The organism is Aquibium pacificum (genome assembly GCF_040839445.1).
Lineage (GTDB): Bacteria > Pseudomonadota > Alphaproteobacteria > Rhizobiales > Rhizobiaceae > Aquibium > Aquibium pacificus.
Genome location: NZ_JBDPGJ010000009.1, coordinates 15,097 through 41,609, shown reverse-complemented (window position 1 = coordinate 41,609; position 26,513 = coordinate 15,097). Strand labels below are relative to the sequence as shown.

Below are 26,513 nucleotides of genomic sequence, written 5' to 3'. Positions count from 1 at the left end.
GCAGCTCCCGGTCCTTCCTACTCCCCCGGCACCGGCTTCGGCTGTCGCGCGGCCTCGATCTCCTTGTGGAGCCGCGCTTCCTCGTGCGCCTTGGGCGTCACGAAGCGGCCGAGCAACAGGTATGCGACGGGCGTCAGGAACATCGTCGAGAGCGTGGCGAGCGCGAGGCCGCCGACGATGACCCAGCCAAGGGCGATGCGCGCCTCCGCCCCGGCGCCGCTGGCGAGAATGAGCGGCAGGCCGCCGACGATGGTGCAGATCATGGTCATCATCACCGGCCGCAGCCGGATGTTGGCCGCGTTCTCGATCGCCTCCCGCACGCCCTGGCCGCGGTCGCGCAACTGGTTGGCGAATTCCACGATGAGAATGCCGTTCTTGGCCATGATTCCGACCAGCAGAACGAGGCCGATCTGGCTGTAGACGTTCAGCGACGTGCCGGTCAGAAGCATAGCGAAGATGGCGCAGGCGAGACCGAGCGGCACGGTCGCCATGATGATGAGCGCGCTGACGAAGCTCTCGAACTGCGCGGCCAGCACCAGGAGGATGATGACGATGGCAAAGCCGAAGGTCCGCGCCATGGATGACGACTGCTCCCCGAGCGTGGCTGTTTCGGCGAGCGGGATCAGCCGGGATCCGGGCGGCAGCAGCGGCTCGGCGATGCGCTGCGCCTCGGCCCAGGCGTCGCCCAGCGCGAAATCCCCCACGAGCGCCGAGGTGATGGCGACCGAGCGCAACTGCTGCTCGCGGTCGAGGCCGGGTGGCACCGCCAGCTCGCGCAGGCTGGCGATGGTCGAGACCGGCACGAAGCGACCATCTCCGGTGCGGATGAAGATGTTTTCCAGGTCGGTGGGGTCGTTGACCGGGTTGGTCGTGGAAACCAGTTTCACGTCGAAGCTGCGGTCGTCGATGAAGACCTGGCCGATCTTGCGCCCGTCGAGCATCGCCTGCATGGCGGGGCCGAGCCCGTTGATCTCGATGCCGAGATCGGAGGCCCGCTCGCGGTCGATGGCGACGGAGAGCTGCGGCTGCGTCGCCTCGGTTGACAGGCGAGCCTGCTGGAAACGCGGGTCCTTCTCCAGCTCCGCCACGATCTTCTGCGCTGCAGCGCCGAGTTCGGCGTAGTTGTTGCCGGCGACGGCGAACTGCAGGCCGCTGCCGGCGCCGCGGATGCCGAGGCTGTTGGGCTGGAAGGCGAAGGCGCGGACGCCGGGAACGTCCCGCACGAGCCGGTTCACCTCGTCGAGGATCTGCTGCTGCGAGCGCTCCCGCTTGTCCCAATCCGCCAGGCGCATCACCACGAAGCCGCTGTTGGACGAACCGCCCCAGCCGGCGAGCGAGAAGGTGCTGGTGATCTCGCCCGAATCGCGGAAGGGCTGGATGACCTGTTCGATCCCTCGGATCTGTTGCGAGAGGTAATCCAGGCTCACGCCCTGCGGGGCGGACACGCGCAGGAAGGCCATCGACCGGTCCTCCGTCGGCGTCAGTTCCGACTTGATGGTCGGATAGAGGCTGGCGGCAAGCGCGGCGAACAGCAGCGAAACGGCGACAACGACCATGGGCGCGTTGAGGCAGGCGGAAAGGCAGCGGCGGTAGAGGCCCGAAAGCGCGCCGCCCACGCCGCCGCTCCTGGCTTCGTGATGGCCGGTATCCTTCAGGATGCGCGAGGCGAGCATCGGGCAGAGCGACAGCGCCACCAGCGACGACAGGAACACCGCGATCGCCAGCACGAAACCGAACTCGCGGAACAGGCCGCCGGTCTGGCCGGGCAGGAAGGAGAGCGGAACGAAGACGGCGATCAGCGTCGCCGTCGTGGCGATGACGGCAAAAAACACCTCGTCGGTGCCGAGGACCGCGGCGGCGCGAGGGCCCATGCCCTCGTTGCGCCTGCGCACGATGTTTTCCAGCACCACGATCGCGTCATCGACGACGAGGCCGGTTGCCAATACCAGGGCCAGCAGGGTCAGGATGTTGACGGAAAAACCCGCGAGATAGATTGCGGCGAGGGTGCCGATGAGGGCGACGGGCATGGCGAGGCCGGGAATGATCGTCGCGCGCCAGTCCCACAGGAACAGGAAGATGATCAGGAGCACCACGGAGACCGAGATTCCGAGCGCGATCTCGACCTCGTGGATGGCGCCATTTATGAACGTGGCATCGTCGCTGGTGACCTCGATCGACATGCCATCGGGCAGGTTCTCCTGCAGCCGCGCCGCAGCCTCGCGCACGCCTTGCGAAATCTCCAGCGTGTTGGACTGCGCGGCGCGGATGATGCCGAGCCCGATGCCGCTCTTGCCGTTGGCGCGAAGCTGCGACTGGCCGATGTCGGGTCCGAGTGTCACCGTGGCGAAGTCGCCGAGCCGGGCGCGGCGGTTGATGATCAGGTTCTCGAAGGCTGCCGGCGTGTTGACCGACGCGGTCGCGCGCACGATCAGGTCCTGGGTGTTGCTGGTCAGCGAACCGGCCGGGGTGTCGAAGGCGATGGAGGAGAGCGCGCTGGAGACGTCCGCGACCGTCAGGTTGAGGCTCGCCATCTTGTTCTGGTCGATGTCGATGCGGAAGATCTTCTGTCGGTCGCCGTAGACCTGCACGTCTGCGACCCCCGGCACGGACGACAGCGTATCGATGATCTCGTCTTCGACCAGCACGGTCATGTCCTCGACCGATATGGTGTCGGAGGTCACGCCGAGCCGCACGACGGCCTGGGCATTGGCGTCCGCCTTGATGATGCGGGCTGCCTCCGCGTCCTCGGGGAGGTCGTTTGTGACGCGTCCCAGCGCATCGCGCAGGTCGGACGCGGCGGTATCGAGATTGACGTCGTCGCCGAATTCGACGGTGACGCGACTCTCGCCGAACGACGAGGAAGAGGAGATCGATTTGACGCCCGCCACGCGCGACACCGCGCCCTCGATGATGCCGGTCAGCTCCCGGTCGATCGTCTCGGCGGCGGCGCCCGCGAAGTCGGTGCGGATGGTGATCACCGGACGGTCGACGTCCGGCAGCTCGCGGATTTCGACCCCGAAGAAGGCGGCGAGCCCCGCGACTACGATCAGCGTGTTGAGAACGAAGGCGAGCACCGGCCGCCTCACGAAGAGTGCGGTTATGCCGTGTTCCTGGCGTTGTGCTTCGTAATCCATGTCCGCGCCGCCGGCTCCGCTCAGGAGCCGCCGGCGGGCTGCTGCCCGACGTCAGTGCCGCGGTCGCGGCTGGCGATGCGCACTTCGGCGCCCTCGCGAACCACGTGGAGCCCCTCGGTGACGACGCTGTCCTGGAGACTGAGCGCGGCGTCCACCAGTACGCTGTCGGTGTTGCGCTGGATGACCTTGATCGGGATTCGTTCGGCGCGACCGCCCCGGATCGCCCAGACATAGGCACCGTCGGTGCCCCACTGCACCGCGAGCGGGTCGACCGCCGGGAACTTGTCGCCCGGAAAGCGCATGGCGACCTGGAATGACATGCCGGCGCGCAGCCTGTCGTCCTCGTTGGCGAGCCTGGCCTGCACCCTAAGCGTGCGGCTGTCGGAATCGACGCGATTGTCGATGGCGCTGACGGTGCCCTCGAAGGTCTCGCCCGGCCGCGCGATCGAGGTCGCGGTGAGCGCCGAGCCCACGGTGATCATGCCGGCGAAGCGTTCGGCGACCCAGAAGTCGACCAGGATCTCGGAACGGTCGTCTATCGTCGCAATCTCGGTCTGCGTGGTCACGTAGTTGCCCGCCGTGATCGGCAGGATGCCGACGACGCCACCGATCGGAGCCTCGATCGAGCGGCGCTCGAGTTCCAGTTCGGCATCGCGAAGCTCCAGCCGCGCATTCTCGAGCGCGAGTTCAGCATCGGTGAGCTGGACCGCGCTCGCGGTATTGGAACTGCGCAATGCTTGGATACGATCGACGCGGCTCTGGGCGTCCGCGACGGCGATCTGCGCACGGTCGTAGGCTATCTGCTCGGCTTCCGAATCCAGCCGTGCGATGGCGTCGCCGCGGCTGACGGTCGCGCCCGATTCGGTCAGCACCTCCGTCAGGCGGCCGTTGGTATAGGGAGTCACGGTTACCGAGCGCACCGCGCGACCGGTTCCGATCGCGGAGAGCCGGTCGTTGATCGTGAGTTCCAGCACCGGCGCAGTCACCACTGCCGACTGCGGCGGACCGCCGCCGCCGGGACCGCCCCTGCGGCCTTCGCCGCCCGCCGTTTCGACCGGTGCCTCAGGAACGAAGGGAACCCAGTCGATGCCGGCCCGCTCGAGGAGTTCGCCAGCGCCCGGGTAGAAGCGAACCCAGCAGACCGCCGCGATCAGCAGCACCACGAGGGTGAGGGCAGCCTGCTTCCATATCGACATCAGCTACTCCAGGGTTCTTGGAAGGCACTATGGATCAAGGCGCCCAACCCGGTCCCGCAGCAGGCACGATCGAATAATGCCCAGCTAATATGACGTTTATCCGGCACGACTGCACGCATATTATCATTACGAATGTTTAATACGATAACATTCGCGCGATGGACCACTCGACGCGCATATGAGATGCAATCGCCCCCGAGAACCGGGGTGCCAGCCGCCGATACCCTTCCACTATAGCTCCGCAGCGAAAAAAGTCACCGTGCCAAGGGTTTGACAAACGTCCACGCGGCGGATGAAGATCATTCCCCGAGGGCAGGGGGCGGGGGGCTCCATGCCCGGACGCAGCGTGCAAAATGGTGCGGCGTGAGATGGCGCTCGAGGTGCCGGAGGCGGGTTTTTGGGAAGTTCTGCACTGAGGGCGTATCGGGCTTCGGGCGATCAGGTCGGGGGCCAGGCGAAACGCCGGGCGTCGTGGAAGAGGATGGCGCGTGCCTGAGGCGGTGAAGACCTATGTCCGCGTCGTCGAGGCGGTGAACCGCCGTGTCGGTCGCTTCGCCATGTACATTCTCTACGTGATGATGGCGATCCTGGCTTGGTCGACCATTTCGAAGATCACGCCCTGGCCGTCGATCTGGACCCTCGAGATGGCCCAGTTCGCAATGGTCGCCTACTTCATGCTGGGCGGGCCCTATTCCCTGCAGCTCGATTCGAACGTGCGGATGGACCTCCTCTACCACCGCTGGAGCCCGCGCACCCGCGCCTGGGTCGATGCCTTCTCGATCTTCGCGCTGATGTTCTATCTCGGCGTCCTGCTCTACGGAGCGGTCGAATCCACCGCCTATTCAATCGAATATGCCGAGCGCAGCCCGACGGCCTGGCGGCCCTATCTGTGGCCGATCAAGGTGATCATGTGCATCGCCGTTCTGCTCATGCTCCTGCAGGCGATCGCCTTCTTCTTCCGCGACGTGGCGAAGATCCGCGGGGAAGAGCTCTGATGTCCTACGAGCTGATCGCCATCCTGATGTTCGCCACGATGATGCTGATGATGGCCACTGGCCAGCGCGTCTTCGGCGCCATCGGCTTCGTGGCCGTCGCCGCGGCGCTGCCGCTGTGGGGGGTGGGCGGCTCGGACATGGGCTTCTCGGCGGCCATGAAGCTGATGAAGTGGTATCCGCTGCTGACCCTGCCGATGTTCATCTTCATGGGCTACGTCCTGTCGGAAAGCCGGCTCGCCGACGACCTCTACCGCATGTTCCACGTCTGGTTCGGCCCCATTCCCGGAGGGCTCGCCATCGGGACGATCTTCCTGATGGTCATCATCTCGGCGATGAACGGCCTTTCGGTCGCCGGCATGGCCATCGGCGCGACCATCGCGCTGCCGGAACTGCTCAAGCGGAAGTATGACAAGCGCATGGTGACAGGCGTCATCCAGGCGGGATCGTCGCTCGGAATCCTCATTCCGCCGTCCGTGGTCCTGGTGCTCTACGCCATGATCGCGCGCCAGCCCGTCAGCCTGCTGTGGCTGGCGGGGGTGCTGCCGGGGCTGATGATGGCGGGAATGTTCATTCTCTACATCTGGCTGCGCTGCCGGCTGAACCCGGAGCTCGGCCCCGTGCTCGACGCCGAGGAGCGGGCGGCCATCCCGCGCTCGGAAAAGCTTCGCCTGCTGACGGCGGGCGTGCTCCCGCTGGTCATCTTCCTGGTGATGATGGTGCCGTTCGTCACCGGCTACACCTCTCTGGTGGAGGCCTCGGTGGTGGGCGCGCTGGCCGCGGTCGTCGCCGCCGTCATCAAGGGGCGTTTCACGCGCGCCGTGTTCGAGACCTGCACCCGCGAGACGCTCGCCATCTCGTGCATGTTCATGTGGATCATTCTCGCGGCGCTCGCCTTCGGCGCGGTGTTCGACGGGCTCGGCGCGGTCAAGGCCATCGAAGGGTTCTTCATCGACAGGCTGGGGCTCTCGCCCTGGACCATCCTGATCCTGATGCAGCTCAGCTATCTGGTGATGGGCACGTTCCTGGACGACACCGCGATGCTGGTGATCGTGGCGCCGCTCTACGTGCCACTCGTCGCGACGCTCGATCTCGGGATAGACAGTCAGTACGTGCTGATCTGGTACGGGGTGCTCTACACGATCACCTGCCAGATCGCCTACATGACCCCGCCTTTCGGCTACAACCTGTTCCTCATGCGCGCGATGGCGCCGCCGGAAATCAACATCATCGACATCTACCGCTCCATCGTGCCGTTCGTCGGCGTGATGATCCTGGCTCTGATCCTGGTGCTCGCCTTCCCGGAGATCGCTCTGTGGCTGCCGCAACAGATCAACGCAAGATGACAAGAACCCGGCAACGGGCGCAGCCCCAACCAGCAAGGAGAGACCTATGACGACGAGACGCAAGTTCCTCACCACTGCCGCCGCTTCCGTTCCGGCTACCCTGGCCGCCCCCGCCGTGTTGGCGCAGGCACCGATCAAGTGGCGCATGCAGACCTATGCCGGCCCCGCGCTCGCGGTCGAGGTCGTCGACACCTGCATCAGGCAGTTCAACGAGATCGCCCAGGGCCAGATGGAGATCGAGCTCTACTATGCCGACCAACTGGTGCCGACCGGAGAGTTGTTCCGCGCGCTGCAGAAAGGCACCATAGACGCCGTGCAGTCGGACGACGACTCGATGGCGAGCCCGACCGAGGTGACGGTGTTCGGCGGCTATTTCCCGCTGGGCCTGCGCTACTCGCTCGACGTGCCCGCGCTGTTCAACCACTGGGGTCTCGACGAGATCTGGAAGGAAGAATATGCCAAGGTTGGGGTCAGGCACATCTCGGCCGGGTCCTGGGACCCCTGCAACTTCGCCACCAAGACCCCGATCAAGTCGCTCGAAGACCTCAAGGGCCTGCGCGTCTTCACCTTCCCGACCGCAGGCCGCTTCCTGTCGCGCTTCGGCGTGGTGCCGGTCACCCTGCCGTGGGAGGATGTCGAGGTCGCGCTGCAGACGGGTGAGCTCGACGGTATCGCCTGGTCGGGCATCACCGAGGATTACACCTCGGGCTGGGCCAATGTGACCAACTACTTCCTGACCAACAACATCTCAGGCGCCTGGATCGGCCATTTCTTCGCCAACATGGACCGCTGGAACGAGGTGCCGGATCACCTCAAGACGTTGATGGAGGTCTGCTTCAACTCGTCCCACTACCACCGCCAGCACTGGTACTGGAACGGCGAGGCCAGCCTGCGGGTCAACGAGACCAAGCTGGAATCGACCACCATCCCCGACAGCGAGTGGCAGACGGTCGAGGACGAGGCCCACAAGTTCTGGGACGAGATCGCAGCCGAAAGCGAGTTGAAGGCCAAGATCGTCGGCATCTTCAAGGCTTACAACGAGACGATGGTCAAGGCCGGCAAGCCCTACCGCTACAGCTGAGCCAACGCACGCGGACTGGACCCGGCCGTCCGCGCGGCCGGGTCTTGTCGATCGATTTTCTCATGACCCGCGGGAGGGATGGAGAACCACATGGCAGGCAACCTGACCTTCGAGGAACTGAAGGCGGACGTCACTTCCGGCGATGTCGACACCGTTCTGGCCTGCGCGGTCGACATGCAGGGGAGGCTGGTCGGAAAGCGCTTCCTGGCAAGCTTCTTCGTTGAATCCGCGCATGGCGAGACGCACGGATGCAACTACCTGCTCGCCAACGACATCGATATGGAACCGGTACCCGGCTACAAGGCGGCGAACTGGAGCAAGGGTTATGGCGATTTCGTCATGAAGCCCGACATGTCGACCCTGCGCCGCATCCCCTGGCTCGAGAAGACGGCGCTGGTGCTGTGCGACGTGCAGGACCACCACACACACGCCGACCTGCCACACTCGCCCCGCGCCATCCTGCGCAAGCAGGTGGCGCGCCTGCGCGAGCGCGGCTGGATCGGCTATTTCGCCTCGGAACTGGAGTTCTATCTGCTCGACGAGACCTACGATTCCGCGCGCGAAAAGCAGTGGCGGGATCTGAAGTCGGCCTCGCCATACATCGGCGACTACCTGATCGGCATCACCTCCAAGGAAGAAGGCTACATGCGCCGCCTTCGCAACGAGATGCAGGCCGCCGGCATCCCGATCGAGAATTCCAAGGGCGAGTGGGGTCCCGGCCAGGAGGAGATCAACTTGCGCTATGCCGAGGCGCTCGACATGGCGGACCGGCACGTCATCCTCAAGAACGGCGCCAAGGAGATCGCCCACCAGATAGGCAAGGCCGTGACCTTCATGGCCAAGTACAATTACGGGCTGGCCGGCAACTCCTCCCACATCCACAACTCGCTCTGGAGCGCCGACGGCAAGACGCCGCTGTTCTTCGACAGGGATGCCGACTGGACGCTCTCGGAACTCGGCCAGCAATGGGCGGCGGGGCAGCTGAAATACGCCAAGGAGTTCACCTGGTTCCTGGCGCCCTACGTCAACTCCTATAAGCGCTTCCAGGCCGGCACCTTCGCGCCGACCAAGATCATGTGGAGCGAAGACAACCGCACCGCCGGCTTCCGGCTGTGCGGGGAGGGCACCAAGGGCATCCGCATGGAGTGCCGCATCGGCGGCGCGGACCTGAACCCCTATCTCGCCTTCGCGGCGCTGATCGCGGCGGGGCTCGCCGGCATCGAGGAGAAGCTGACGCTTCAGAAGCCCTTCGTCGGCGACGCCTACCAGGCCGCGCGTCTGCCGGAGATCCCGAAGACCTTGCGCGCGGCGACCGAGACCATGGCCAGGTCGAAGATGCTCAAGGCGGCGTTCGGCGAGGACGTCATCGATCATTACCTCCATACGGCGCGGTGGGAGCAGTTCGAATACGACCGGCGGATCACTGACTGGGAGCTTCACCGGGGCTTCGAGAGGTACTAAAGAGATCTGCACCTCTTTGGGGGTGTAGTTCCAGACCCGATGGATCGTATCCTCGTTGCTTCGGCTCGCATGCTGGACATGATCCTGGTCACGAGAGACGGTCCGATCCTTGCCTAAGGCCGCGAAGGCCATGTTCGTACGATTGCCTGCTGAGAAGAAAACATGTCGGGGAGACGACCTTGGACACCGTGAAACTGAAATCCCCCGTCGACGGCTCGATCTACATCGAGCGGCCGACTGCCACCGACCAGGCGATCGATGCGGCGGTGTCGCGCGCCAGGGCGGCGCAGGCCGAATGGGCGCAGGTTTCGATCGCCCGGCGCGGCGAATACCTGCTCGCCTTCCTCGAGGCGCTGCTTTCCATGAACGACGAGATCGTGCCGGAACTCGCCTGGCAGATGGGGCGGCCGGTCCGCTACGGCGGCGAGAAGGGCGGCGTGGAAGAACGCACGCGCTACATGGTGGCGCTCGCCGAGAAGGCGCTGGCGCCATATGTCCCGGAAGAACGTCCCGGCTTCCGGCGCTACCTGAAGCGCGAGCCGCTGGGCATCGTCTTCACCATCGCACCGTGGAACTATCCCTATCTGACGGCGGTGAACTCGATCGTGCCGGCGCTGATGGCCGGCAATGCCGTCATCCTCAAACATGCCGCGCAGACGCTGCTGGTCGGCGAGCGTTTTCAACAGGCCTTCGACAAGGCGAACCTGCCGAAGGGCCTGTTCCAGAACCTCGTGATGAGCCACGCGCAGACCGAAAAACTGCTCGGTTCGGGCAAGATCGATCACTGCAACTTCACCGGCTCCGTCGCCGGCGGGCGGGCGATCGAGAAGGCGGCGGCCGGCACCTTCATGACGCTCGGGCTGGAACTCGGCGGCAAGGACCCGGCCTACGTGCTGCCCGACGCGAAGCTCGACCACGCGATCGCAAACCTCGTCGACGGCGCCTTCTACAACACCGGCCAGTGCTGCTGCGGCATCGAGCGCGTCTACGTGCACGAGGCGATCTACGACGACTTCGTCGAGGGCTTCGTGGCCGAGACGAAGAACTACATCGTCGGCAATCCGCTCGACCAGGCGACCACGATGGGGCCGATGGCGCAGGCGCGCTTCGCCGACTTCATCCGCGAGCAGAAGGCCGAGGCGCTGCGCAAGGGCGCCAAGGCGCATATCGGCATGACCGTCGAGAACGACCGGGAAGGCTCGCCCTATCTCGCGCCGGAGGTGCTGACCGAGGTCAACCACCAGATGAGCGTCATGCGCGAGGAGAGCTTCGGGCCGATCGTCGGCATCATGAAGGTGCGCGACGACGAGGAGGCGATCCAACTGATGAACGACAGCCCCTACGGGCTGACCGCCTCGGTCTGGACCACCGACACCGAACATGCCGCCGCGCTGGGCGACCGCATCGAGACGGGAACCGTGTTCATGAACCGCTGTGACTATGTCGATCCGGGGCTGGTCTGGACCGGCGTCAAGGACACCGGCAAGGGCGGCGCCATGGGCGTGGTCGGCTACGGAAACCTGACGCGCCCGAAGAGTTTCCATCTGAGAGAAAAGATCTAGACCTGCCAACCGTCATGTAATCGACCCCCGCTCCGTACGCTTCGCGACCACTTCTCCCCCGATCGACCGGGGGAGAGGAAGACCTGGCCGAACGCGCTGGCACTCTTCATCTCTTCCTGACGAGGGGGGAGGTGGCTAGCGAAGCAAGACGGAGCGGGATGCAACGCCATCCGGAAAGAACCCAATGACTACCCTCGTCTCCAAATGGAACTTCCCCACCACCGTCCGCTTCGGCGCCGGCCGCATTTCCGAGCTGCACGACGCGCTGCTTGCGTGCGGCATCTCGCATCCGCTCTTCGTCACCGACCCCGGACTGGCCAAGCTGCCGGTTACCGCGAAGGCGCTGAAGGTGCTGGACGAGGCGAAGATCCCCTACCGCGTCTTCTCTGACGTCAAGCCGAACCCGGTGGAATCGAACCTCATCGCCGGCATCGAGGCGTTCAAGTCTGCCGGCCATGACGGCGTCATCGCCTTCGGTGGCGGTTCTGCGCTCGACCTCGGCAAGCTGATCGCCTTCCAGGCGGGGCAGACACGGCCCGTCTGGGACTTCGAGGACATCGGCGACTGGTGGACGCGGGCGGATGCCTCGAAGATCGCGCCGATCGTTGCGGTGCCGACGACCGCCGGCACAGGTTCGGAAGTCGGGCGCGCCGGCGTCATCACGCACGAGGAGAGCCACACCAAGAAGGTGATCTTCCATCCGAAGATGCTGCCCGCGATCGTGATCGCCGATCCGGAACTGACGGTCGGCATGCCGCCTTTCATCACCGCCGGCACCGGCATGGACGCGCTGGCACACTGCCTGGAGGCCTATTGCGCGCCGGGATACCACCCGATGGCCGACGGTATCGCCGTGGAGGGCGTGCGGCTGGTGCTGGACAACCTTCCGAAAGTCTTTGCGAACGGCAAGGATCTGACCGCCCGCGCCCACATGATGAGCGCGGCGGCGATGGGCGCGACCGCCTTCCAGAAGGGGCTCGGCGCGATCCACTCGCTGTCGCATCCGATCGGCGCGCTCTACGACACCCATCACGGCATGACCAACGCCGTCTTCATGCCCTACGTGCTGGCCTTCAACCGCGGGGCGGTGGAGGACCGGATAGAGCGCCTGGCCGCCTATTGCGGCATCAAGGGCGGTTTCGACGGTTTCGCGAAAGAGATCGTGAAGCTGCGCAAGGACCTGAAGGTGCCGCACACGCTGGGCGGCCTCATCGACGGCCTGGACATGGACAAGGCGCGGCGGCAGCTCATCGCGGACATGGCCGTCGTCGACCCGACGGCAGGCGGCAATCCGGTCAAGCTGACGAAGAAGGCCGCTCTGGCCCTTCTGGATGCGGCGATCGCGGGGTGAGCGCCTGTCCTATCGGGCAATCGGGCAACAAACGCGGCATCTGGCGATAATTAGCCGGGGAAGGACTGAATCCGATTGCCGCAGTTGACTAACTGTTGTTAACTTTTAGCGCCTCGTGCGAAAGATGACGGCGGCGTTCATCCAATTGTCACGGGACAAATGTAACCGCGTCGCAGGCGCCCTTCGGCGTCATTCCTACGGAGAGAGAACATGTTGAAACGCACGGGAACAGCGCTGTCCGTGACAGCCGCGCTATTGATGGTGTCGACGGCGATCTCGTCGGCCCAGGACATGGCCGCACTCGAGGCCGCCGCCAAGGCGGAAGGCATGCTGACCACTATCGCGCTGCCCCACGACTGGTGCGGCTACGGCGACGTCATCGCCGGCTTCAAGGCGAAGTATCCCGAAATCACCGTCAACGAGCTGAACCCCGATGCCGGTTCGGCGGACGAACTCGAAGCCGTCCGCGCCAACAAGGACAACAAGGGCCCGCAGGCGCCGGACGTGCTCGACGTCGGCCTCGCCTTCGGACCGCAGGCACAGGCCGAAGGGCTCCTGATGCCCTACAAGGTTTCGACCTGGGACACGATCCCCGACAGCGCCAAGGATGCCGACGGCCACTGGTACGGCGACTACTACGGCGTGCTTTCCTTTGCCGTGAACACCGATATCGTCAAGGAACTGCCGGCCGACTGGTCCGACCTTCTCAAGCCGGAATTCGCCAACAGCGTCGCGCTGGCGGGCGATCCCCGCGCCTCCAACCAGGCAATCTTCGGCGTGCACGCCGCCGGCCTCGCCTCGGGTGCCGCGGCAGGTGCGGCGGCCGGCGAAGCCGGACTGAACTTCTTTGCCGAACTCAACAAGGCCGGCAATTTCGTGCCGACCATCGGCAAGTCCGGAACCCTGGCCCAGGGCGCGACCCCGGTCGTGATCTGGTGGGACTACAACGCGCTTTCGGGCCGTGATGCGCTCAACGGCAACCCGCCGGTCGAGGTCATCGTGCCGGCCTCGGGCGTCGTCGCCGGCGTCTACGTCCAGGCGATCAGCGCCTACGCGCCGCACCCGAACGCGGCCAAGCTGTGGATGGAGTATCTCTATTCCGACGAGGGGCAGCTCGGCTGGCTCAAGGGGTACTGCCATCCGATCCGCTTCAACGATCTCGCCGCCAAGGGCGTGATCCCGCAGGAGATGATGGACGCGCTGCCGCCGGCCGCCGCCTACGAGAAGGCCGTGTTCCCCACGCTCGAGGAGCAGGACGCCGCCAAGCAGGTCATCACCGGCAAGTGGGACAGTGTCGTCGGCGCCAACGTCCAGTAGCGTCCGCCGCTTGAACGAACGCGCGGTTCCCGCCCCGGCGGGAACCGCCTACCTTGAATGCAGCGACCGTCGGGCGGGTAGGGGATGACCGAAGCATCTGTCGCGAGTTCCGCCGCGCCGCTGGGGTCCCGTCGGCTGCGCCTGTCCTTCGCCTGGGTCGGCATCGTCCCATTTGTCGCCTTCGCGCTTCTCTTCCTCGTTTTCCCCACCCTGCAGATCGTCACCGGCGCCTTCCGCAACCCGGCCGGCGAGTTCACGCTGGACAACATCGCGAACCTGTTCACGCCGTCGATCATGGCGGCCTACTGGATCTCGATCCGTATCTCCGTCGCATCCGCCTTCCTCGGCTGCCTGATCGGCTTCCTGCTCGCCTGGGCCATGGTGCTCGGCGGGTTGCCGAAAGGCGTCCGCTCGCCACTGCTGACCTTCTCCGGCGTCGCATCGAACTTCGCCGGCGTACCGCTCGCCTTTGCCTTTCTCGCCACCTTCGGCAGGCTTGGCCTCGTCACGCTCATCCTGCGCGACTGGTTCGGCATCAACATCTACGCCTACGGCTTCAACATCCTGTCCTTCGGCGGGCTGACGATGACCTATCTGTTCTTCCAGATCCCGCTGATGATCCTGATCGTCACGCCCGCGCTCGACGGCATGCGGCGCGAATGGCGCGAAGCGGCCTCGATCCTCGGCGCGACCGGCTTTCAGTATTGGCGCATGGTGGCGCTGCCGATCCTGTGGCCGACGCTGCTCGGCACCTTCGCGCTGCTCTTCGCCAATTCCTTCGGCGCGGTGGCGACCGCCTACGCGCTCACCGGCTCGTCCCTGTCGATCGTGCCGATCCTGCTCTTTGCCCAGATCCGCGGCGACGTGCTGCAGGACCCGCATCTCGGATACGCGCTGGCCTTTGGCATGATCGTCATCACCGGCATCGCCAACTTCGTCTACATCTGGCTCAGGACCCGCAGCGAACGGTGGATCAAATGACGGTCAACCGCTTCTGGTCCTGGATCTTCCTCGTTCTGGGCGTGCTTTACTTCGCCCTGCCGCTGGTCGGCACCTTCGAGTTCTCCATGAAGATGCGGCGCGGCGTCTACAGCCTCGACGCCTACGAGGCGGTGATCTTCGATCCCCGCTTCCAGGAGACCTTCACCTATTCGGTGATGATGGCGCTGGCCACGATCGTCGTCGGCGTGCTGCTCGTCGTGCCGACAGCCTACTGGGTGCGCCTGAAGCTGCCGGCCTGGCGTCCCGTGCTGGAATTCGTGACGCTGCTGCCGCTCGTCATCCCGCCCATCGTCATCGTCTTCGGCTACATCCGGCTCTACAACACCTCGTCCTGGCTGCCGCTCACCGGCACGGCCATGGGCACCAACATCCTCCTCATGTTCGGATATGTCGTGCTGGCGCTGCCCTACATGTACCGTGCGGTCGACACGGGCCTTCGGGCCATCGACGTGCGCACCCTGACGGAGGCGGCGCAGAGCCTCGGCGCCGGCTGGGCGACGATCATGTGGCGGGTCATCCTGCCCAACGTGCTGGTCGCGGTGCTCTCGGGCGCGTTCCTGACCTTCGCCATCGTCATCGGCGAGTTCGTCATGGCCGCGCTCCTCAACCGGCCGGCCTTCGGGCCCTACCTGCAACTGATCGGCGCCAACCGCGCCTACGAGCCGGCCGCGCTCGCCGTCATCGCCTTCGGCATCACCTGGGGCTGCATGGCGCTGATCCAGGTCGTCTCGCGCTTCGCGCCGCGGCCGCCGGCCCAGCCGCACTGATAGGAGAGGCGAAACGCCATGTCAGACACGTTCCTCTCCATCCGTCAGGTGCACAAGGCCTTCGGCACCACCGTGGTCGTGCAGGAGTTCAACCTCGACGTCCGGCAGGGCGAGTTCGTCTCCTTCCTCGGACCCTCGGGCTGCGGCAAGACCACGATGCTCCGGATCGTCGCCGGCTTCGAGGAGCCGAGTTCCGGCTCGGTGTTCATCGGCGGCAAGGACGTCACCCGCCTGAAGCCCAACCAGCGCAACATCGGCATGGTGTTTCAGGCCTATGCGCTCTTTCCGAACATGACGGTGGCGCAGAACATCGGCTTCGGCCTCAAGGTGGCCGGCATGCCCAAGGCGCGGATGCAGGCGCGCGTGGGCGAGATGCTGGAACTGATCAAGCTGCAGGAGTTCGGCGGCCGCTATCCCTACCAGCTTTCCGGCGGACAGCAGCAGCGCGTGGCGCTCGCCCGCGCCATGGCGGGCAAGCCGCAGGTGCTTCTCCTCGACGAGCCGCTCTCGGCGCTCGACGCCAAGGTGCGCGTGTCGCTGCGCGAGGAAATCCGCGCCATCCAGAAGGAACTCGGCATCACGACGATCTTCGTCACGCACGACCAGGAGGAAGCGCTGTCGATGTCCGACCGGATCGTGGTCATGTACAATGGCCGGGCCGAACAGGTCGGCACGCCGTTCGAGATCTACAATAAGCCGGCGACACGCTTCGTGGCCGGCTTCGTCGGCACGCTCAACGTGCTGGAGGGCAAGGTCGCCGACGCCGAGCAGGGCATCGTGCGGATCGGCGCCGAGGATGTCGCCACCGGGCGCCGGCTCGCCGGCCGCAAGGTCGGGGAAGCCATCTCGCTGGCGCTGCGGCCGGAGGCCATCTCGCTCGGCCCGAAGGACGGCCGCGGGAGCACCGCGCACGGCGTCATCCGCGAGGTCTCCTTCCTCGGCTCGGTGATCCGGGTCCGGGTCGCGCTCGGCGACGACGTGGTCTCGCTCGATACGTTCAACAACCCGGCGACCCCGCCCCCCGTCGCGGGCGAAAAGGCATCGATCAGTTTCTCGCCCGAGGACGTCCACCTGCTCGACGCCTAGCGGCCGGTCCCGGAGATCGCCGGTCGGCGCGGCGTTTTGCACAGGCCGCACGCCACCACCCTTGCCATCCGGCGCCGCGCAAGCCATGTCAGCGCCTGACGCGAAGCCGGCGGCGGCGGCCGGCCAGAGCCAGGGAAGCTCGACATGACCAGCACCATCATCGCCCCTTCGATCCTGTCGGCCGACTTCTCGCGTCTCGGCGAGGAGATCGAGGCGATCGACCGGGCAGGGGCCGACTGGATCCATCTCGACGTGATGGACGGGCATTTCGTGCCCAACATCACCTTCGGCGCCCCCGTCATCAAGGCGGTGCGCGGACGCTCGAAGAAGATCTTCGACTGCCACCTGATGATCGAGCCCGCGGACCCCTATCTCGCCGCCTTCGCGGATGCGGGTTGCGACATCATCACGGTCCATGCCGAAGCGACGAAGCATCTCGACCGTTCGCTCCAGGCGATCCGCGACCTCGGCAAGAAGGCCGGCGTGTCGCTGAACCCCGCGACGCCGGAGAGCGTCATTGAATACGTGCTCGACCGGCTCGACCTCGTGCTCGTCATGACGGTCAATCCCGGCTTCGGCGGCCAGGCATTCATAAGTTCGGTCGTCGACAAGGTGGCGCGGTTGAAAACGATGATCGGGGCGCGGCCGATCGATATCGAGATCGACGGCGGTGTCACGCCCCAGACGGCGCCGCTGGTCGCGGCGGCGGGGGCAAACGTGCTCGTGGCAGGCTCGGCGGTGTTCAAGGGCGGCAACGAACAGGCCTATGCGGACAACATCGCCGCGATCCGGCGGGCGTCCGATGGCGCAATGCGGAGCGCCGCGTGAGCGCCGCGCCGCTCCTCGCAGGACGGCCGGACGGCTGGCCGAAGGCGGTCCTTTTCGACCTCGACGGGACGCTGATCGATTCCGCGCCCGACATCGCAGCCGCGACCAACGAACTGATGGCGCAGCACGGGTTGCCGGCGCATTCGCTGGCGGACGTGCGGGCGATGATCGGCAACGGGGTGTCCAAACTGGTGGAGCGTGCCTTCGCAGCCGGCGGACGGCCGCTCGAAGGCGGCGCGCTCGACGATGCCGTGGCCGAAATGATGCCGATCTACGGTCGGCACCTGACCCGCCTCACGACGGTTCTTCCCGGTGCGCGCGAATGTCTCGCCGCGCTTTCGGGAGCGGGTCTGAAGCTCGCCGTCGTCTCCAACAAGCCGATGCCGTTCACGCGCGCCGTGGTCGACCACTACGGCTTTTCGCCGTTCCTCGCGGCGGTGCAGGGCGCGGAGCCCGGCATCGCCAAGAAGCCCGCGCCCGACATGCTGTTCGCCGCGCTGGCGGGGATGGACGTCGCTGCGGAACACGCGTTCATGGTCGGAGACAGTGCCGCGGACGCCCGCTCCGCCAAAGCAGCCGGAATGGCGGTCGTGCTCGTGCGCGGCGGCTATTCGCTGGCATCGACGGACGCTCTCGGCGCCGATCACGTCCTCGACAGTCTGGAGGACCTTCCCGCGCTGCTCGGAACCATGTTCGCACGGGCCTGAACCGGCGGTTCCGTTCCAGGACCATTGTCGGGCTGCTGCCTCGGATCGGAAATCCGCGAGCGCGGTTCGATTGCGGGGAGGCAGGAGACCCGCGCCGACGGCTGATCCGACAGACGGTGCCGGAACCAATCACGCCCAGGTCCGGGGCGATTTCCGGAAGGGCCGCAGGGGAGACTGGCTCGAGGGCTTCGAACCGGCCGCCTCGCTGCTGGAACCCGACCCGGAAGCCCACGGCCGCGCCGTGTCGGGAGAGCGGGTGAGGATGGCGAATGCCCGCGTCGAGCATGCCTTGGAGGAGGTACCAAGCGAGCAACAGGCGTCGCACGATCCGGCCATGCGGTGCTTTGATTCCGAGCTCCTGTCGGGGGGCGGCATTGCGGTACTCGTTCTGGCCATCTGGCTGGCGTGCGCCTGACCGCTGCAACTGGACGCGTGATGGTCCGTCCCGGTCAGACCTTCGACTTCGGACCCGATTTGCGCGCACTCGTGGCGCCGAAGAATTCAGGTGCCAGTCCGGCGCGCCGCAGCCGCTCCTCGGGCGTGACCGGCTTGCGCCTGGAACGGATGGCGATTGCGAACAGCATCAGCAGCCTGCGCAACATGGCGTCCTCCTCGTGAGGATACGAACCAACGGGAGGCGGGCATGTTCCCAAGGCTGAACGCCTTTTTAGCCGCTTCCGGCGAACATGGCCCGGGCAAGGTCGACAAGCCTTCAGGCGCCGTTCCGTTGCCAGCGATCGATCCGCGTCACGATGTCGGAGGAGGACTGATGGTGGGCGTGACAGGGATTGAACCTGTGACCCCTACGATGTCAAGGAAGTCGCGCACCGGGAAAATGCTGGAAAATCAGTTACTTCCGACGGAGGGCTGGCGGGAACCTTGGACGAACGATGCAAGAACAAACACGGTCCAACGCGCAAGTTACGCGCAACCCTTGTGGCGGGAAGTGCCGACGGCGGAGCAATTCCAGGCCACCAGGGCGGAGTAAAGGCAGGACAGTTGCGTGGGAGTGCGCGGAAACAACGGAGGCCTCCGATCGTGTCCTTCGTTGTTCGGTAGCCAGTCGCTATCGAGGACCAAGGGCTTTTCAAGTGCTGTGGTAGATCGTGCTGAAATTCTTGCGTGACGTGGCCTCCCTGGCGCGATGAACTGATCGCTACCGGCGGCGAGATCAATCTCCGTGTGATGCGCGAGGACCTGATCGACGGCTAGGGTGCGAGGGTCTGACAACCGTCGATCTCGCACATGACAATCCGTCCGGATGCCGGGAGCGCCCGAAGTGCTTTGCCGCTATCGCCGCCGAGGACAGTAAGGTCCTAGACTTTCTCCGCCGATTGAACTCCCCTCGTAGTCCGACCGCAGAATCAAGTTGCCGAGCGATATCAAAGTCGCCAAATTCACCGCGCTGTCATGGCAGACCGGGGCAAGAAGAACCCAGCGGTCCCATGGCGCCACGTCGACACGATGCGGGCTTGGTTCGCACGGGTACGGCGTGCGGTACCACGCGGCTCAGCGCCGCGGGGAACCGGGGGAAACGTGCGGAGGAGATTTTGCAGAGAACGGATATCGCGGATCCGAACTACTTCCTGAAGGTCGTGGATTGTCAGTGGGCTTGCCCGGCGCATACGCCGGTTCCCGAATACATCAGGCTCATCGCGCACGGCCGCTACAGCGACGCCTACATGATAAATTGGCAGTCCAATGTCTTTCCAGGCATTCTGGGCCGCACCTGCGACCGCCCCTGCGAGCCGGCCTGCCGACGAGGCCGCGTCGAGGACGAGACGCTGACCGGCAAGCGCAAGGAGCCGGTGGCGATCTGCCGGCTCAAGCGCGTTGCGGCCGATTTCAAGGACGACATAACCGGCCGCTTACCCCGCGCGCCGGCGCCGAACGGGCGGCGGATCGCCTGCGTGGGGGCTGGGCCCGCCTCGCTGACGGTGGCGCGCAACCTGGCGGTGCTGGGCTACGAGATCACACTGTTCGATCACAGTCCCAGAACGGGCGGACTGATCCGCACTCAGATCCCGCGCTTCCGCCTGCCCGAATCGGTCATCGACGAGGAGGTGGCAAACGTCACAGGTATCGGCAACATCCGTATCGAGAACCGCTCGATTGACAGCCTGTCTGCCCTTCTGGCGGAAGGATGGGACGCGGTCTTCGTTGGATCCGGCGCCCCGAGGGGCCGCGATCTGGATATTCCAGGGCGAAGTGAGGGCGACGCCAACATCCATCTGGGCATCGAATGGCTGGCCTCGGTCTCGTTCGGGCATGTGAGCCGGATCGGCAAGCGGGTGATCGTGTTGGGCGGAGGCAATACCGCAATGGACTGCTGCCGCACCGCGCGACGCCTGGGCGGCGAGGAAGTCAAGGTCATCGTCCGTTCGGGCTTCGAAGAGATGAAGGCCTCGCCCTGGGAGAAGGACGACGCCATCGCCGAGGACATCCCCATCCTCAACTGGCATGTCCCGAAAGCCTTCGTCGTGGAAGGCGGCAGGCTGGTCGGGATGACGTTCGAGATTGTCCGCGCCGAACAGGATGGCGACGGCCGCCGCCGGCTCGTGCCCACCGGCGAGCCCGATCCGTTCTTCGCCTGCGACGACGTGCTGGTGGCGGTGGGCCAGGAGAACGCCTTTCCCTGGATCGAGCGCGACATTGGCCTGGAGTTCGACCCGCGCTCCGACATGCCCACGGTCGACCAGGTCACCATGCAGAGCACCATCGCCCATGTGTTCTTCGGCGGCGATGCGGCCTTCGGGCCAAAGAACATCATCTGGGCGGTGGCGCATGGCCATGCTGCGGCGATTTCCATTCACCGGCATCTCAATGGCGAGGACGTCGCCGAACGGCCCCCGCCGAGGGTGAGCATCGTCAGCCAGAAGATGGGCATCCACGAATGGAGCTATGACAACGACGTGGCGCTCGATGCACGCTTCAAGGTGCCACATCTGGTCAAGGGCCGCGCGCTGGGCGATCTGCATGCCGAAGTGGAACTGGGCTTCGACCTGGACCTGGCCTGGAAGGAGGCGCAGCGCTGCCTGAACTGCGACGTTCAAACCGTTTTCACCGCCCCCCTGTGCATCGAATGCGATGCCTGCGTCGACATCTGCCCGATGGATTGCATCAACTTCACTCCCGACCTCGACGAGCCTGATCTGCGCCAGCGCCTTTCGGCGCCGGCGCTGAACTCCGATCAGCCGATTTATGTCGCCGACGGGCTTGCCACGGGGCGGGTGATGGCTAAGGACGAGGATGTCTGCCTGCATTGCGGCCTTTGCGCTGAACGCTGTCCCACCGGTGCGTGGGACATGCGCAAATACCTCATCGAACCGACGTGGGCAGGCTGAGGATGGTGCAGAAGATCAGCGCGACCAACGACTTCGTCGTCAAGTTCTCGAACGTCAACGGCTCGGGTTCGGCAAGCGCGAACGAGCTTTTCGCACGCTCAATTCTGCGCATGGGTGTGCCGGTCAGCCCGCGCAACATTTTCCCATCGAACATTCAGGGCCTGCCCACCTGGTACGAGGTGCGGGTTTCCGAGGCCGGCTATCTGGGGCGTCGGGGCGGGGTCGACATGATCGTGGCGATGAACCCCGAGACCTGGCAGCAGGACATGGCAGAGATATTACCGGGCGGCTATCTGTTCTACGACAGCACGCGCCCGCTGCCCGCCAGCGCCTTTCGCGAGGACATCATCTCGATTGGAGTCCCGCTGACCGTGATCTGTAACACGAATTATTCCGATCCCCGCCAGCGCCAGCTGTTCAAGAACATCATCTATGTCGGCGTGCTCGCGGATCTGCTGGGAATCGAGACCAGCGTCATCGAGTCGCTGTTCGTCCAGCAGTACGGGGGCAAGGAGTCGTTGATCGGTTCGAACCGAAAGGCGCTGCATCTCGGCCTCGACTGGGCGCGCAAGAACCTACCCGCAGACCTGTGCGCGCTGAGGATCGAGCGGCGCGATGCCGTCGGCGACTTGATCTTCGTCGAGGGCAACGCAGCAACCGCACTGGGCGCCGTCTATGGCGGCGCAACCGTCTGCGCGTGGTATCCGATCACGCCGTCCTCCTCACTGGCGGAGGCCTTCGAGCGGTATTGCAAGAAGCTGCGCATCGACCCTGAGACCGGGAGGGCGAAGTACGCGATCATCCAGGCGGAGGACGAGTTGGCCTCAATCGGCATGGTCATCGGCGCGGGCTGGAACGGGGCACGGGCGTTCACCTCCACATCTGGGCCTGGCATCAGCCTGATGACCGAGTTCATCGGCTTGGCCTATTTCGCCGAAATCCCCGCCGTGATCATGAATGTCCAGCGCGGCGGGCCGTCAACCGGTATGCCGACTCGCACTCAGCAATCCGATCTTTTATCCTGCGCCTACGCTTCGAACGGAGATACTAAGCACGTGCTGCTCTTCCCCGAGGATCCGCGCGAATGCTTCGACTTCGCAGCCGCTGCGCTCGACCTGGCCGACCGCCTCCAGACGCCGGTCTTCGTCATGTCGGACCTCGACATCGGCATGAACAACCGCCTGTGCCGTCCCTTCGAATGGGAGGAGGGCCGAAGGCTAGACCGGGGCAAGGTGATGACGGCGGCGGAACTGGACGCTGGGAAGACCTTCGGCCGCTATCTGGACGTCGATGGCGACGGCGTTCCCTGGCGGACCCTGCCTGGCACGCATCCCACCAAGGGAGCATTCTTCACACGCGGTACCACCAAGAATTCCTTTGCGAGATATTCCGAGGAGGGCGCCGACTACGTCGAGAACATGGAGCGCCTCCTGCGCAAATTCGACACGGCCAGGAAGCTAGTGCCGCAGCCGGTGCCGCGTCATGCGGCAAGGCCGACGAAGCTGGGCGCGATCCATTTCGGCTCGACGGCTCCGGCCATGACTGAGTCGCTTGACCGGCTCGCCGGGGAAGGCCGGCATGTCGATGCCTTGCGCCTGCGGGCCTTTCCCTTTCCGGACGCGGTGCGCGAGTTCATCCTCTCGCACGACCAGGTCTTCGTGGTCGAGCAGAACCGCGACGCCCAGATGCGCAGCCTGCTGGTCAACGAGCTGGGGATCGACCCGGCGCGACTGGTGCCGGTGCTGCATTACGACGGCACGCCAATCACCGCACGGTTCATAGCCGAGGCGATCCGCAACCATCTGGCGCAAGGCGCCATCGCCCCGTTCGAAAGGGCTGTGTCGTGACCTACATCGCGAAGCCGAAGCTGCACCACCCCTCGCTGCCCCGCAACAAAATCGGATTCACCCGCCGCGACTACGAGGGAACGATCTCGACGCTCTGCGCGGGTTGCGGGCATGATTCGATCTCGGCGGCGATTGTGCAGGCCTGTTTCGAGCTGTCGATCGAGCCGCACCGCGTGGCCAAGCTCTCGGGCATCGGCTGCTCGTCGAAGACGCCGACCTATTTTCTAGGCGGCAGCCACGGTTTCAATACCGTGCATGGGCGCATGCCCTCGGTGCTGACGGGTGCCTACCTGGCCAATCGCGACCTGATCTATCTAGGCGTCTCTGGCGACGGCGACAGCGCGTCGATCGGGCTAGGGCAGTTCGCCCACATCATGCGCCGCGGAGTCAACATGACCTACATCGTCATGAACAACGGCGTTTACGGACTAACGAAGGGGCAGTTCTCGGCCACGGCCGACAAAGGGTCGAAAGCCAAGAAGGGCACCGTAAACGTCGATTCCGGCATCGACCTGGCATCCATGGCGATCCTGATGGGCGCGAGCTTCGTGGCACGCTCCTTCTCCGGCGACAAGGGGCAGCTCGTGCCGCTGATCAAGGCCGCAATCAGCCATCCCGGCCCGGCCATACTTGACGTTATCTCGCCATGCGTGGCCTTCAACAACCACAAGGGCTCGACGCGGAGCTACGACTATGTGCGCGAGCACAACGCTACGCTCAACCGCCTCGACGTCATCGCCGGGGCGGAACCCATGACCGCGGACTACGCCCCCGGAACAAGCGTGACCATCGAGCAACCCAATGGCGAGCGGCTGGAACTGCACAAGGTTGCGGAAGACTATGAGACCTCCAGCAAAGCCGCCGCCCTCGCCTACATCCAGGCCCGCGAGGAGGCCGGCATGGTCACCACTGGACTGCTGTACTACGACCCCGCCCGGCGCGATCTGCACGGGCGCCTGAACACCGTCTCCTCTCCCCTTAACCGGCTGGACGAGACCGCGCTCTGCCCAGGACCGGTGGCACTTGGGACAATCAACGACTCCCTACGCTAACCGACTTTTCTCACCGAGCTGGGCCTTCCCGCCTAGCCAGTCCGTGTTTTAGCCCTGCTAAAATGCTGCTTGACAACTCCCCCGCCCTCAGTAGGATTTTACAAATACTAAAGCGGGTGCGTCGGTTGGACCATCAAATTGATCATGCAAGAGTAGAGCAAAAGGCGGGCGAGATTTCCCTAGGTGATCGTTTGCGCGCTCGCCGCCAGGTTCTCGGCCTCACTCTCAAGGAAGTCGCCGACAGCGCAGGATTGTCTGTTGGGTTCATCTCTCAGATCGAAAGAGGGATCACGACGCCGTCGCTGTCTTCGCTCGCAAACGTGGCTCGCGTTTTGGGGGCTCATTTGAGTGAATTCTTGTCGCAGCCGAAGGTCACGGCGCCAATGACACGGCACGACCAGCGGCCGCACTACGCCGTCGGCGGCAACTCCCTTGTCTACGAACGCCTGTCCACCTTCTTCCCGGGCAACGTGCTGCGCAGCGTGATCATCCACGAGCCGCCCGGATACCGTTCGGAGCCAATCGCCCATGAGGGCGAGGAAATTTTCTACGTTCTCGAAGGCGGGATCACCGTCGAGATCGAAGGGGAGACAAACATCCTCGAAGCCGGAGACTCGCTGCATTTTCCGTCCACCAGGATCCATTCGTCCTGGAACCACACCGGACTGCCGGCCACTATCCTGCACACCTGCACGATGGATGTCTTCGGCGATGATCCAGAAGCGGACGATGTGCACCCGGTTCTTCACAAGATGGCCGAGGACGGCACCGAAACTGCCAAACCCAAGAAGACAAAAGGGGAATCGTCATGAACACCACTGCAAGACCGCTCGCGGCTGCGCTTCTGGCCGCTACCATGCTCACGCCGATGATGGTCGCCCAGGCGTCTGCCCAGACCGTCCTGCGCCTGGACGAAGTCGCCGTCGGCGAGCTCGATCCCGGCAAGGCGACGGATTACGCCGACTCCATCCTGATGTTCAACGTCTACGACACCCTGGTCCTGCCGGTGCAAGGCGGTCCGGGCTATGCTCCGCATCTGGCCGAAAGCTGGGAGGCGGACGGCACGGATTTCGTCTTCAAGCTGCGCGACCACGTGAAATTCCAGAGCGGCAACCCACTGACCGCCGAGGACGTCGTTTTCTCCTTCGACCGCATGAAGGAACTCGGACAGGGGCTATCCTTCGTCTTCGATAAGGTCGAAAGCGCCGAGGTGGTTGACGAACACACCGTCCGATTCAATCTGACCGAAGCCTATTCACCCTTCGTGGCCTCGCTCGTGCGACTGCCGATCGTCGACAAGAAGCTGGTGATGGAAAACCTCGGCGAAGGCGAGGGCGAGATGAAGGACTGGGGTCAGGCCTATCTTTCCGGCAACAGCGCGGGAACGGGCGCGTACACAGTCGTTTCGCACAACCCGCAGCAGGAAACGGTCATGGAGAAGAACCCGGACTATTTCCTTGGCGTTCCGGAAGTCGCTCCCGATCAGGTCCGTCTCCGCTATGGCCTCGAGGCCGCGACGGTACGGACGCTCATCGCCCAGGGCGAGCACGACATCTCCTCGCAGTGGCTGCCGCCGGAGGTGCTGAAGTCGCTCGCCGCGGACGGTGCGCAGATTCTGACCGAGACCGGCGGCGGCGCCTTCTATATCAAGATGAACACCCAGAAGCCGCCGCTCGACGACGTCAACTGCCGCATGGCGCTCGCGAAAGCCTACGACTACGCCGCCGGGATCACCATGGTGGCGGTCACCGACGACGTCGCGCAAGGAAGCCCGTCCACCGGCGCGGTCCCGGTCGGCATGTTCGGCGCCAACCCGGCCGAAGACGTGCTGAAGCGCGATCTCGAAGCCGCGAAGCAGCACCTCGCGGACTGCAAGTACAGCCCGGACGACTTCACGCTCGAACTGTCGTGGATCGGCGAAGTGCCGATCGAGGAGCGCTTCGCATTGCTCATGCAGGCGAACTTCGCCGAACTCGGCATCAAGTCCGAGATCCGCAAGGTGCCGTGGGCGCTCTACACGGAGCAGGTCGCGAAGCCCGAGAACACGCCAAATATCTCGCAGATATTCGTGAACGCGGTGACCGGAGACCCCGACACACTGCTCTATCCGATGTACCATTCTTCGGTCGCGGGAACGTGGCAGTCGCCCGAATATCTGAAGGATGACAAGGTCGACGAATTACTGGCGGAGGGCCGTACGGTCACCGACCCGGCGGAGCGCGAGGCGACCTATGCCGAGCTCAACGACCGGCTGATGGAGATCGCGCCGACGATCTACGGCTATGATCGTCAGTCCCTGTTCGCCGCCTCCAATCGCGTGAAGGCGCCGGCGCTCAGCGATCCGGAGAAGGCGTTCGGGCTCGACGGAATGGGCTTCTCCTTCCGGCTGATGGAAATGACGGGCGAATAACGCCTCAAGACGGCAGGGCCGGCGGCTGGC

At 64.9% G+C, this 26,513-nt stretch carries 22 protein-coding genes; 19 read left to right on the top strand and 3 right to left on the bottom strand.

Features of this window, described 5'->3' with window-relative positions; all coding sequences use genetic code 11:
- Window positions 1–17: 17 nt before the first annotated feature.
- Both ABGN05_RS27515 and ABGN05_RS27510 read right to left on the bottom strand, forming a co-directional pair.
- Window positions 18–3,134 carry an efflux RND transporter permease subunit gene (locus tag ABGN05_RS27515; protein WP_367957234.1) on the bottom strand — a complete coding sequence of 1,039 codons (3,117 nt, stop codon included), beginning with the start codon at window positions 3,132–3,134 and terminating at the stop codon, window positions 18–20.
- A 20-nt stretch (window positions 3,135–3,154) separates the two neighbouring features.
- A complete protein-coding gene (locus ABGN05_RS27510) occupies window positions 3,155–4,330 on the bottom strand; it encodes an efflux RND transporter periplasmic adaptor subunit (RefSeq protein WP_367957233.1) in 1,176 nt (391 codons plus the stop codon).
- Window positions 4,331–4,818: 488 nt separating this feature from the next.
- On the opposite strand from ABGN05_RS27510, the gene ABGN05_RS27505 reads away from it, so the two are divergent.
- The 13 genes from ABGN05_RS27505 (at window position 4,819) to ABGN05_RS27445 (ending at window position 18,245) form a co-directional block, all read left to right on the top strand.
- Window positions 4,819–5,325, top strand: a complete 507-nt coding sequence (locus ABGN05_RS27505) for a TRAP transporter small permease subunit (RefSeq protein WP_367957232.1) — start codon at window positions 4,819–4,821, stop codon at window positions 5,323–5,325.
- Window positions 5,325–6,668 carry a TRAP transporter large permease gene (locus tag ABGN05_RS27500; RefSeq protein ID WP_367957231.1) on the top strand — a complete coding sequence of 448 codons (1,344 nt, stop codon included), beginning with the start codon at window positions 5,325–5,327 and terminating at the stop codon, window positions 6,666–6,668. The genes ABGN05_RS27505 and ABGN05_RS27500 overlap by 1 nt, the downstream gene beginning before the upstream one ends.
- Window positions 6,669–6,714: 46 nt before the next feature.
- Entirely contained in the window at window positions 6,715–7,749 is a 1,035-nt protein-coding gene (locus ABGN05_RS27495) for a TRAP transporter substrate-binding protein (RefSeq protein ID WP_367957230.1), read from the top strand.
- Between the two features lie 90 nt (window positions 7,750–7,839).
- Window positions 7,840–9,210 carry a glutamine synthetase family protein gene (locus tag ABGN05_RS27490; RefSeq protein ID WP_367957229.1) on the top strand — a complete coding sequence of 457 codons (1,371 nt, stop codon included), beginning with the start codon at window positions 7,840–7,842 and terminating at the stop codon, window positions 9,208–9,210.
- Between the two features lie 179 nt (window positions 9,211–9,389).
- The gene (locus tag ABGN05_RS27485) at window positions 9,390–10,772 is read left to right on the top strand and encodes an aldehyde dehydrogenase family protein (RefSeq protein WP_367957228.1); all 1,383 of its coding nucleotides are present in this window, start codon (window positions 9,390–9,392) and stop codon (window positions 10,770–10,772) included.
- A 184-nt stretch (window positions 10,773–10,956) separates the two neighbouring features.
- Window positions 10,957–12,123: an iron-containing alcohol dehydrogenase gene (locus ABGN05_RS27480; RefSeq protein ID WP_367957227.1), complete on the top strand. Its 1,167-nt coding sequence runs from the start codon at window positions 10,957–10,959 to the stop codon at window positions 12,121–12,123.
- Window positions 12,124–12,333: 210 nt separating this feature from the next.
- Window positions 12,334–13,440: an ABC transporter substrate-binding protein gene (locus ABGN05_RS27475; RefSeq protein WP_367957226.1), complete on the top strand. Its 1,107-nt coding sequence runs from the start codon at window positions 12,334–12,336 to the stop codon at window positions 13,438–13,440.
- A gap of 84 nt (window positions 13,441–13,524) precedes the next feature.
- Entirely contained in the window at window positions 13,525–14,421 is an 897-nt protein-coding gene (locus ABGN05_RS27470) for an ABC transporter permease (protein WP_367957225.1), read from the top strand.
- A complete protein-coding gene (locus ABGN05_RS27465) occupies window positions 14,418–15,209 on the top strand; it encodes an ABC transporter permease (protein WP_367957224.1) in 792 nt (263 codons plus the stop codon). The genes ABGN05_RS27470 and ABGN05_RS27465 overlap by 4 nt, the downstream gene beginning before the upstream one ends.
- 18 nt (window positions 15,210–15,227) lie before the next feature.
- Complete coding sequence (locus ABGN05_RS27460; RefSeq protein WP_367957223.1) at window positions 15,228–16,295, top strand: ABC transporter ATP-binding protein; 1,068 nt, start codon at window positions 15,228–15,230, stop codon at window positions 16,293–16,295.
- 144 nt (window positions 16,296–16,439) lie between these two features.
- Window positions 16,440–17,123, top strand: a complete 684-nt coding sequence (gene rpe, locus ABGN05_RS27455; RefSeq protein ID WP_367957222.1) for a ribulose-phosphate 3-epimerase — start codon at window positions 16,440–16,442, stop codon at window positions 17,121–17,123.
- On the top strand, window positions 17,120–17,830 hold the full coding sequence (locus ABGN05_RS27450) for an HAD family hydrolase (protein WP_367957221.1): 711 nt from the start codon (window positions 17,120–17,122) through the stop codon (window positions 17,828–17,830). The genes rpe and ABGN05_RS27450 overlap by 4 nt, the downstream gene beginning before the upstream one ends.
- A 70-nt stretch (window positions 17,831–17,900) precedes the next feature.
- A complete protein-coding gene (locus ABGN05_RS27445) occupies window positions 17,901–18,245 on the top strand; it encodes a hypothetical protein (protein WP_367957220.1) in 345 nt (114 codons plus the stop codon).
- Between the two features lie 34 nt (window positions 18,246–18,279).
- Here ABGN05_RS27445 and ABGN05_RS27440 read toward each other — a convergent pair whose 3' ends face one another.
- A complete protein-coding gene (locus ABGN05_RS27440) occupies window positions 18,280–18,432 on the bottom strand; it encodes a hypothetical protein (RefSeq protein ID WP_367957219.1) in 153 nt (50 codons plus the stop codon).
- A 41-nt stretch (window positions 18,433–18,473) separates the two neighbouring features.
- Here ABGN05_RS27440 and ABGN05_RS27435 point away from each other — a divergent pair, with 41 nt between their 5' ends.
- The 6 genes from ABGN05_RS27435 to ABGN05_RS27410 all read left to right on the top strand — a co-directional run bounded on the left by ABGN05_RS27435 (window position 18,474) and on the right by ABGN05_RS27410 (window position 26,483).
- The gene (locus ABGN05_RS27435) at window positions 18,474–18,818 is read left to right on the top strand and encodes a hypothetical protein (RefSeq protein ID WP_367957218.1); all 345 of its coding nucleotides are present in this window, start codon (window positions 18,474–18,476) and stop codon (window positions 18,816–18,818) included.
- Between the two features lie 562 nt (window positions 18,819–19,380).
- Window positions 19,381–21,174, top strand: a complete 1,794-nt coding sequence (locus ABGN05_RS27430) for an FAD-dependent oxidoreductase (RefSeq protein WP_367957367.1) — start codon at window positions 19,381–19,383, stop codon at window positions 21,172–21,174.
- Window positions 21,175–21,176: 2 nt separating this feature from the next.
- Entirely contained in the window at window positions 21,177–23,021 is a 1,845-nt protein-coding gene (locus ABGN05_RS27425) for a 2-oxoacid:acceptor oxidoreductase subunit alpha (protein WP_367957366.1), read from the top strand.
- Complete coding sequence (locus tag ABGN05_RS27420; RefSeq protein ID WP_367957217.1) at window positions 23,018–24,073, top strand: 2-oxoacid:ferredoxin oxidoreductase subunit beta; 1,056 nt, start codon at window positions 23,018–23,020, stop codon at window positions 24,071–24,073. Before ABGN05_RS27425 ends, ABGN05_RS27420 begins: the two co-directional genes overlap by 4 nt.
- Before the next feature lie 125 nt (window positions 24,074–24,198).
- On the top strand, window positions 24,199–24,885 hold the full coding sequence (locus ABGN05_RS27415) for a cupin domain-containing protein (RefSeq protein WP_367957216.1): 687 nt from the start codon (window positions 24,199–24,201) through the stop codon (window positions 24,883–24,885).
- Window positions 24,882–26,483, top strand: a complete 1,602-nt coding sequence (locus tag ABGN05_RS27410) for an ABC transporter substrate-binding protein (protein ID WP_367957215.1) — start codon at window positions 24,882–24,884, stop codon at window positions 26,481–26,483. The genes ABGN05_RS27415 and ABGN05_RS27410 overlap by 4 nt, the downstream gene beginning before the upstream one ends.
- Window positions 26,484–26,513: the final 30 nt, after the last annotated feature.

Excerpts from the sequence above, each read along its gene's own strand:
- ABGN05_RS27515 (WP_367957234.1), bottom strand. The coding sequence starts at position 3,134 with ATGGATTACGAAGCACAACGCCAGGAACACGGCATAACCGCACTCTTC.
- ABGN05_RS27510 (WP_367957233.1), bottom strand. The coding sequence starts at position 4,330 with ATGTCGATATGGAAGCAGGCTGCCCTCACCCTCGTGGTGCTGCTGATC.
- ABGN05_RS27500 (WP_367957231.1), top strand. The coding sequence starts at position 5,325 with ATGTCCTACGAGCTGATCGCCATCCTGATGTTCGCCACGATGATGCTG.
- ABGN05_RS27495 (WP_367957230.1), top strand. The coding sequence starts at position 6,715 with ATGACGACGAGACGCAAGTTCCTCACCACTGCCGCCGCTTCCGTTCCG.
- ABGN05_RS27490 (WP_367957229.1), top strand. The coding sequence starts at position 7,840 with ATGGCAGGCAACCTGACCTTCGAGGAACTGAAGGCGGACGTCACTTCC.
- ABGN05_RS27480 (WP_367957227.1), top strand. The coding sequence starts at position 10,957 with ATGACTACCCTCGTCTCCAAATGGAACTTCCCCACCACCGTCCGCTTC.
- ABGN05_RS27475 (WP_367957226.1), top strand. The coding sequence starts at position 12,334 with ATGTTGAAACGCACGGGAACAGCGCTGTCCGTGACAGCCGCGCTATTG.
- ABGN05_RS27470 (WP_367957225.1), top strand. The coding sequence starts at position 13,525 with ATGACCGAAGCATCTGTCGCGAGTTCCGCCGCGCCGCTGGGGTCCCGT.
- ABGN05_RS27465 (WP_367957224.1), top strand. The coding sequence starts at position 14,418 with ATGACGGTCAACCGCTTCTGGTCCTGGATCTTCCTCGTTCTGGGCGTG.
- ABGN05_RS27460 (WP_367957223.1), top strand. The coding sequence starts at position 15,228 with ATGTCAGACACGTTCCTCTCCATCCGTCAGGTGCACAAGGCCTTCGGC.
- rpe (WP_367957222.1), top strand. The coding sequence starts at position 16,440 with ATGACCAGCACCATCATCGCCCCTTCGATCCTGTCGGCCGACTTCTCG.
- ABGN05_RS27440 (WP_367957219.1), bottom strand. The coding sequence starts at position 18,432 with ATGTTGCGCAGGCTGCTGATGCTGTTCGCAATCGCCATCCGTTCCAGG.
- ABGN05_RS27435 (WP_367957218.1), top strand. The coding sequence starts at position 18,474 with ATGTTCCCAAGGCTGAACGCCTTTTTAGCCGCTTCCGGCGAACATGGC.
- ABGN05_RS27425 (WP_367957366.1), top strand. The coding sequence starts at position 21,177 with ATGGTGCAGAAGATCAGCGCGACCAACGACTTCGTCGTCAAGTTCTCG.
- ABGN05_RS27410 (WP_367957215.1), top strand. The coding sequence starts at position 24,882 with ATGAACACCACTGCAAGACCGCTCGCGGCTGCGCTTCTGGCCGCTACC.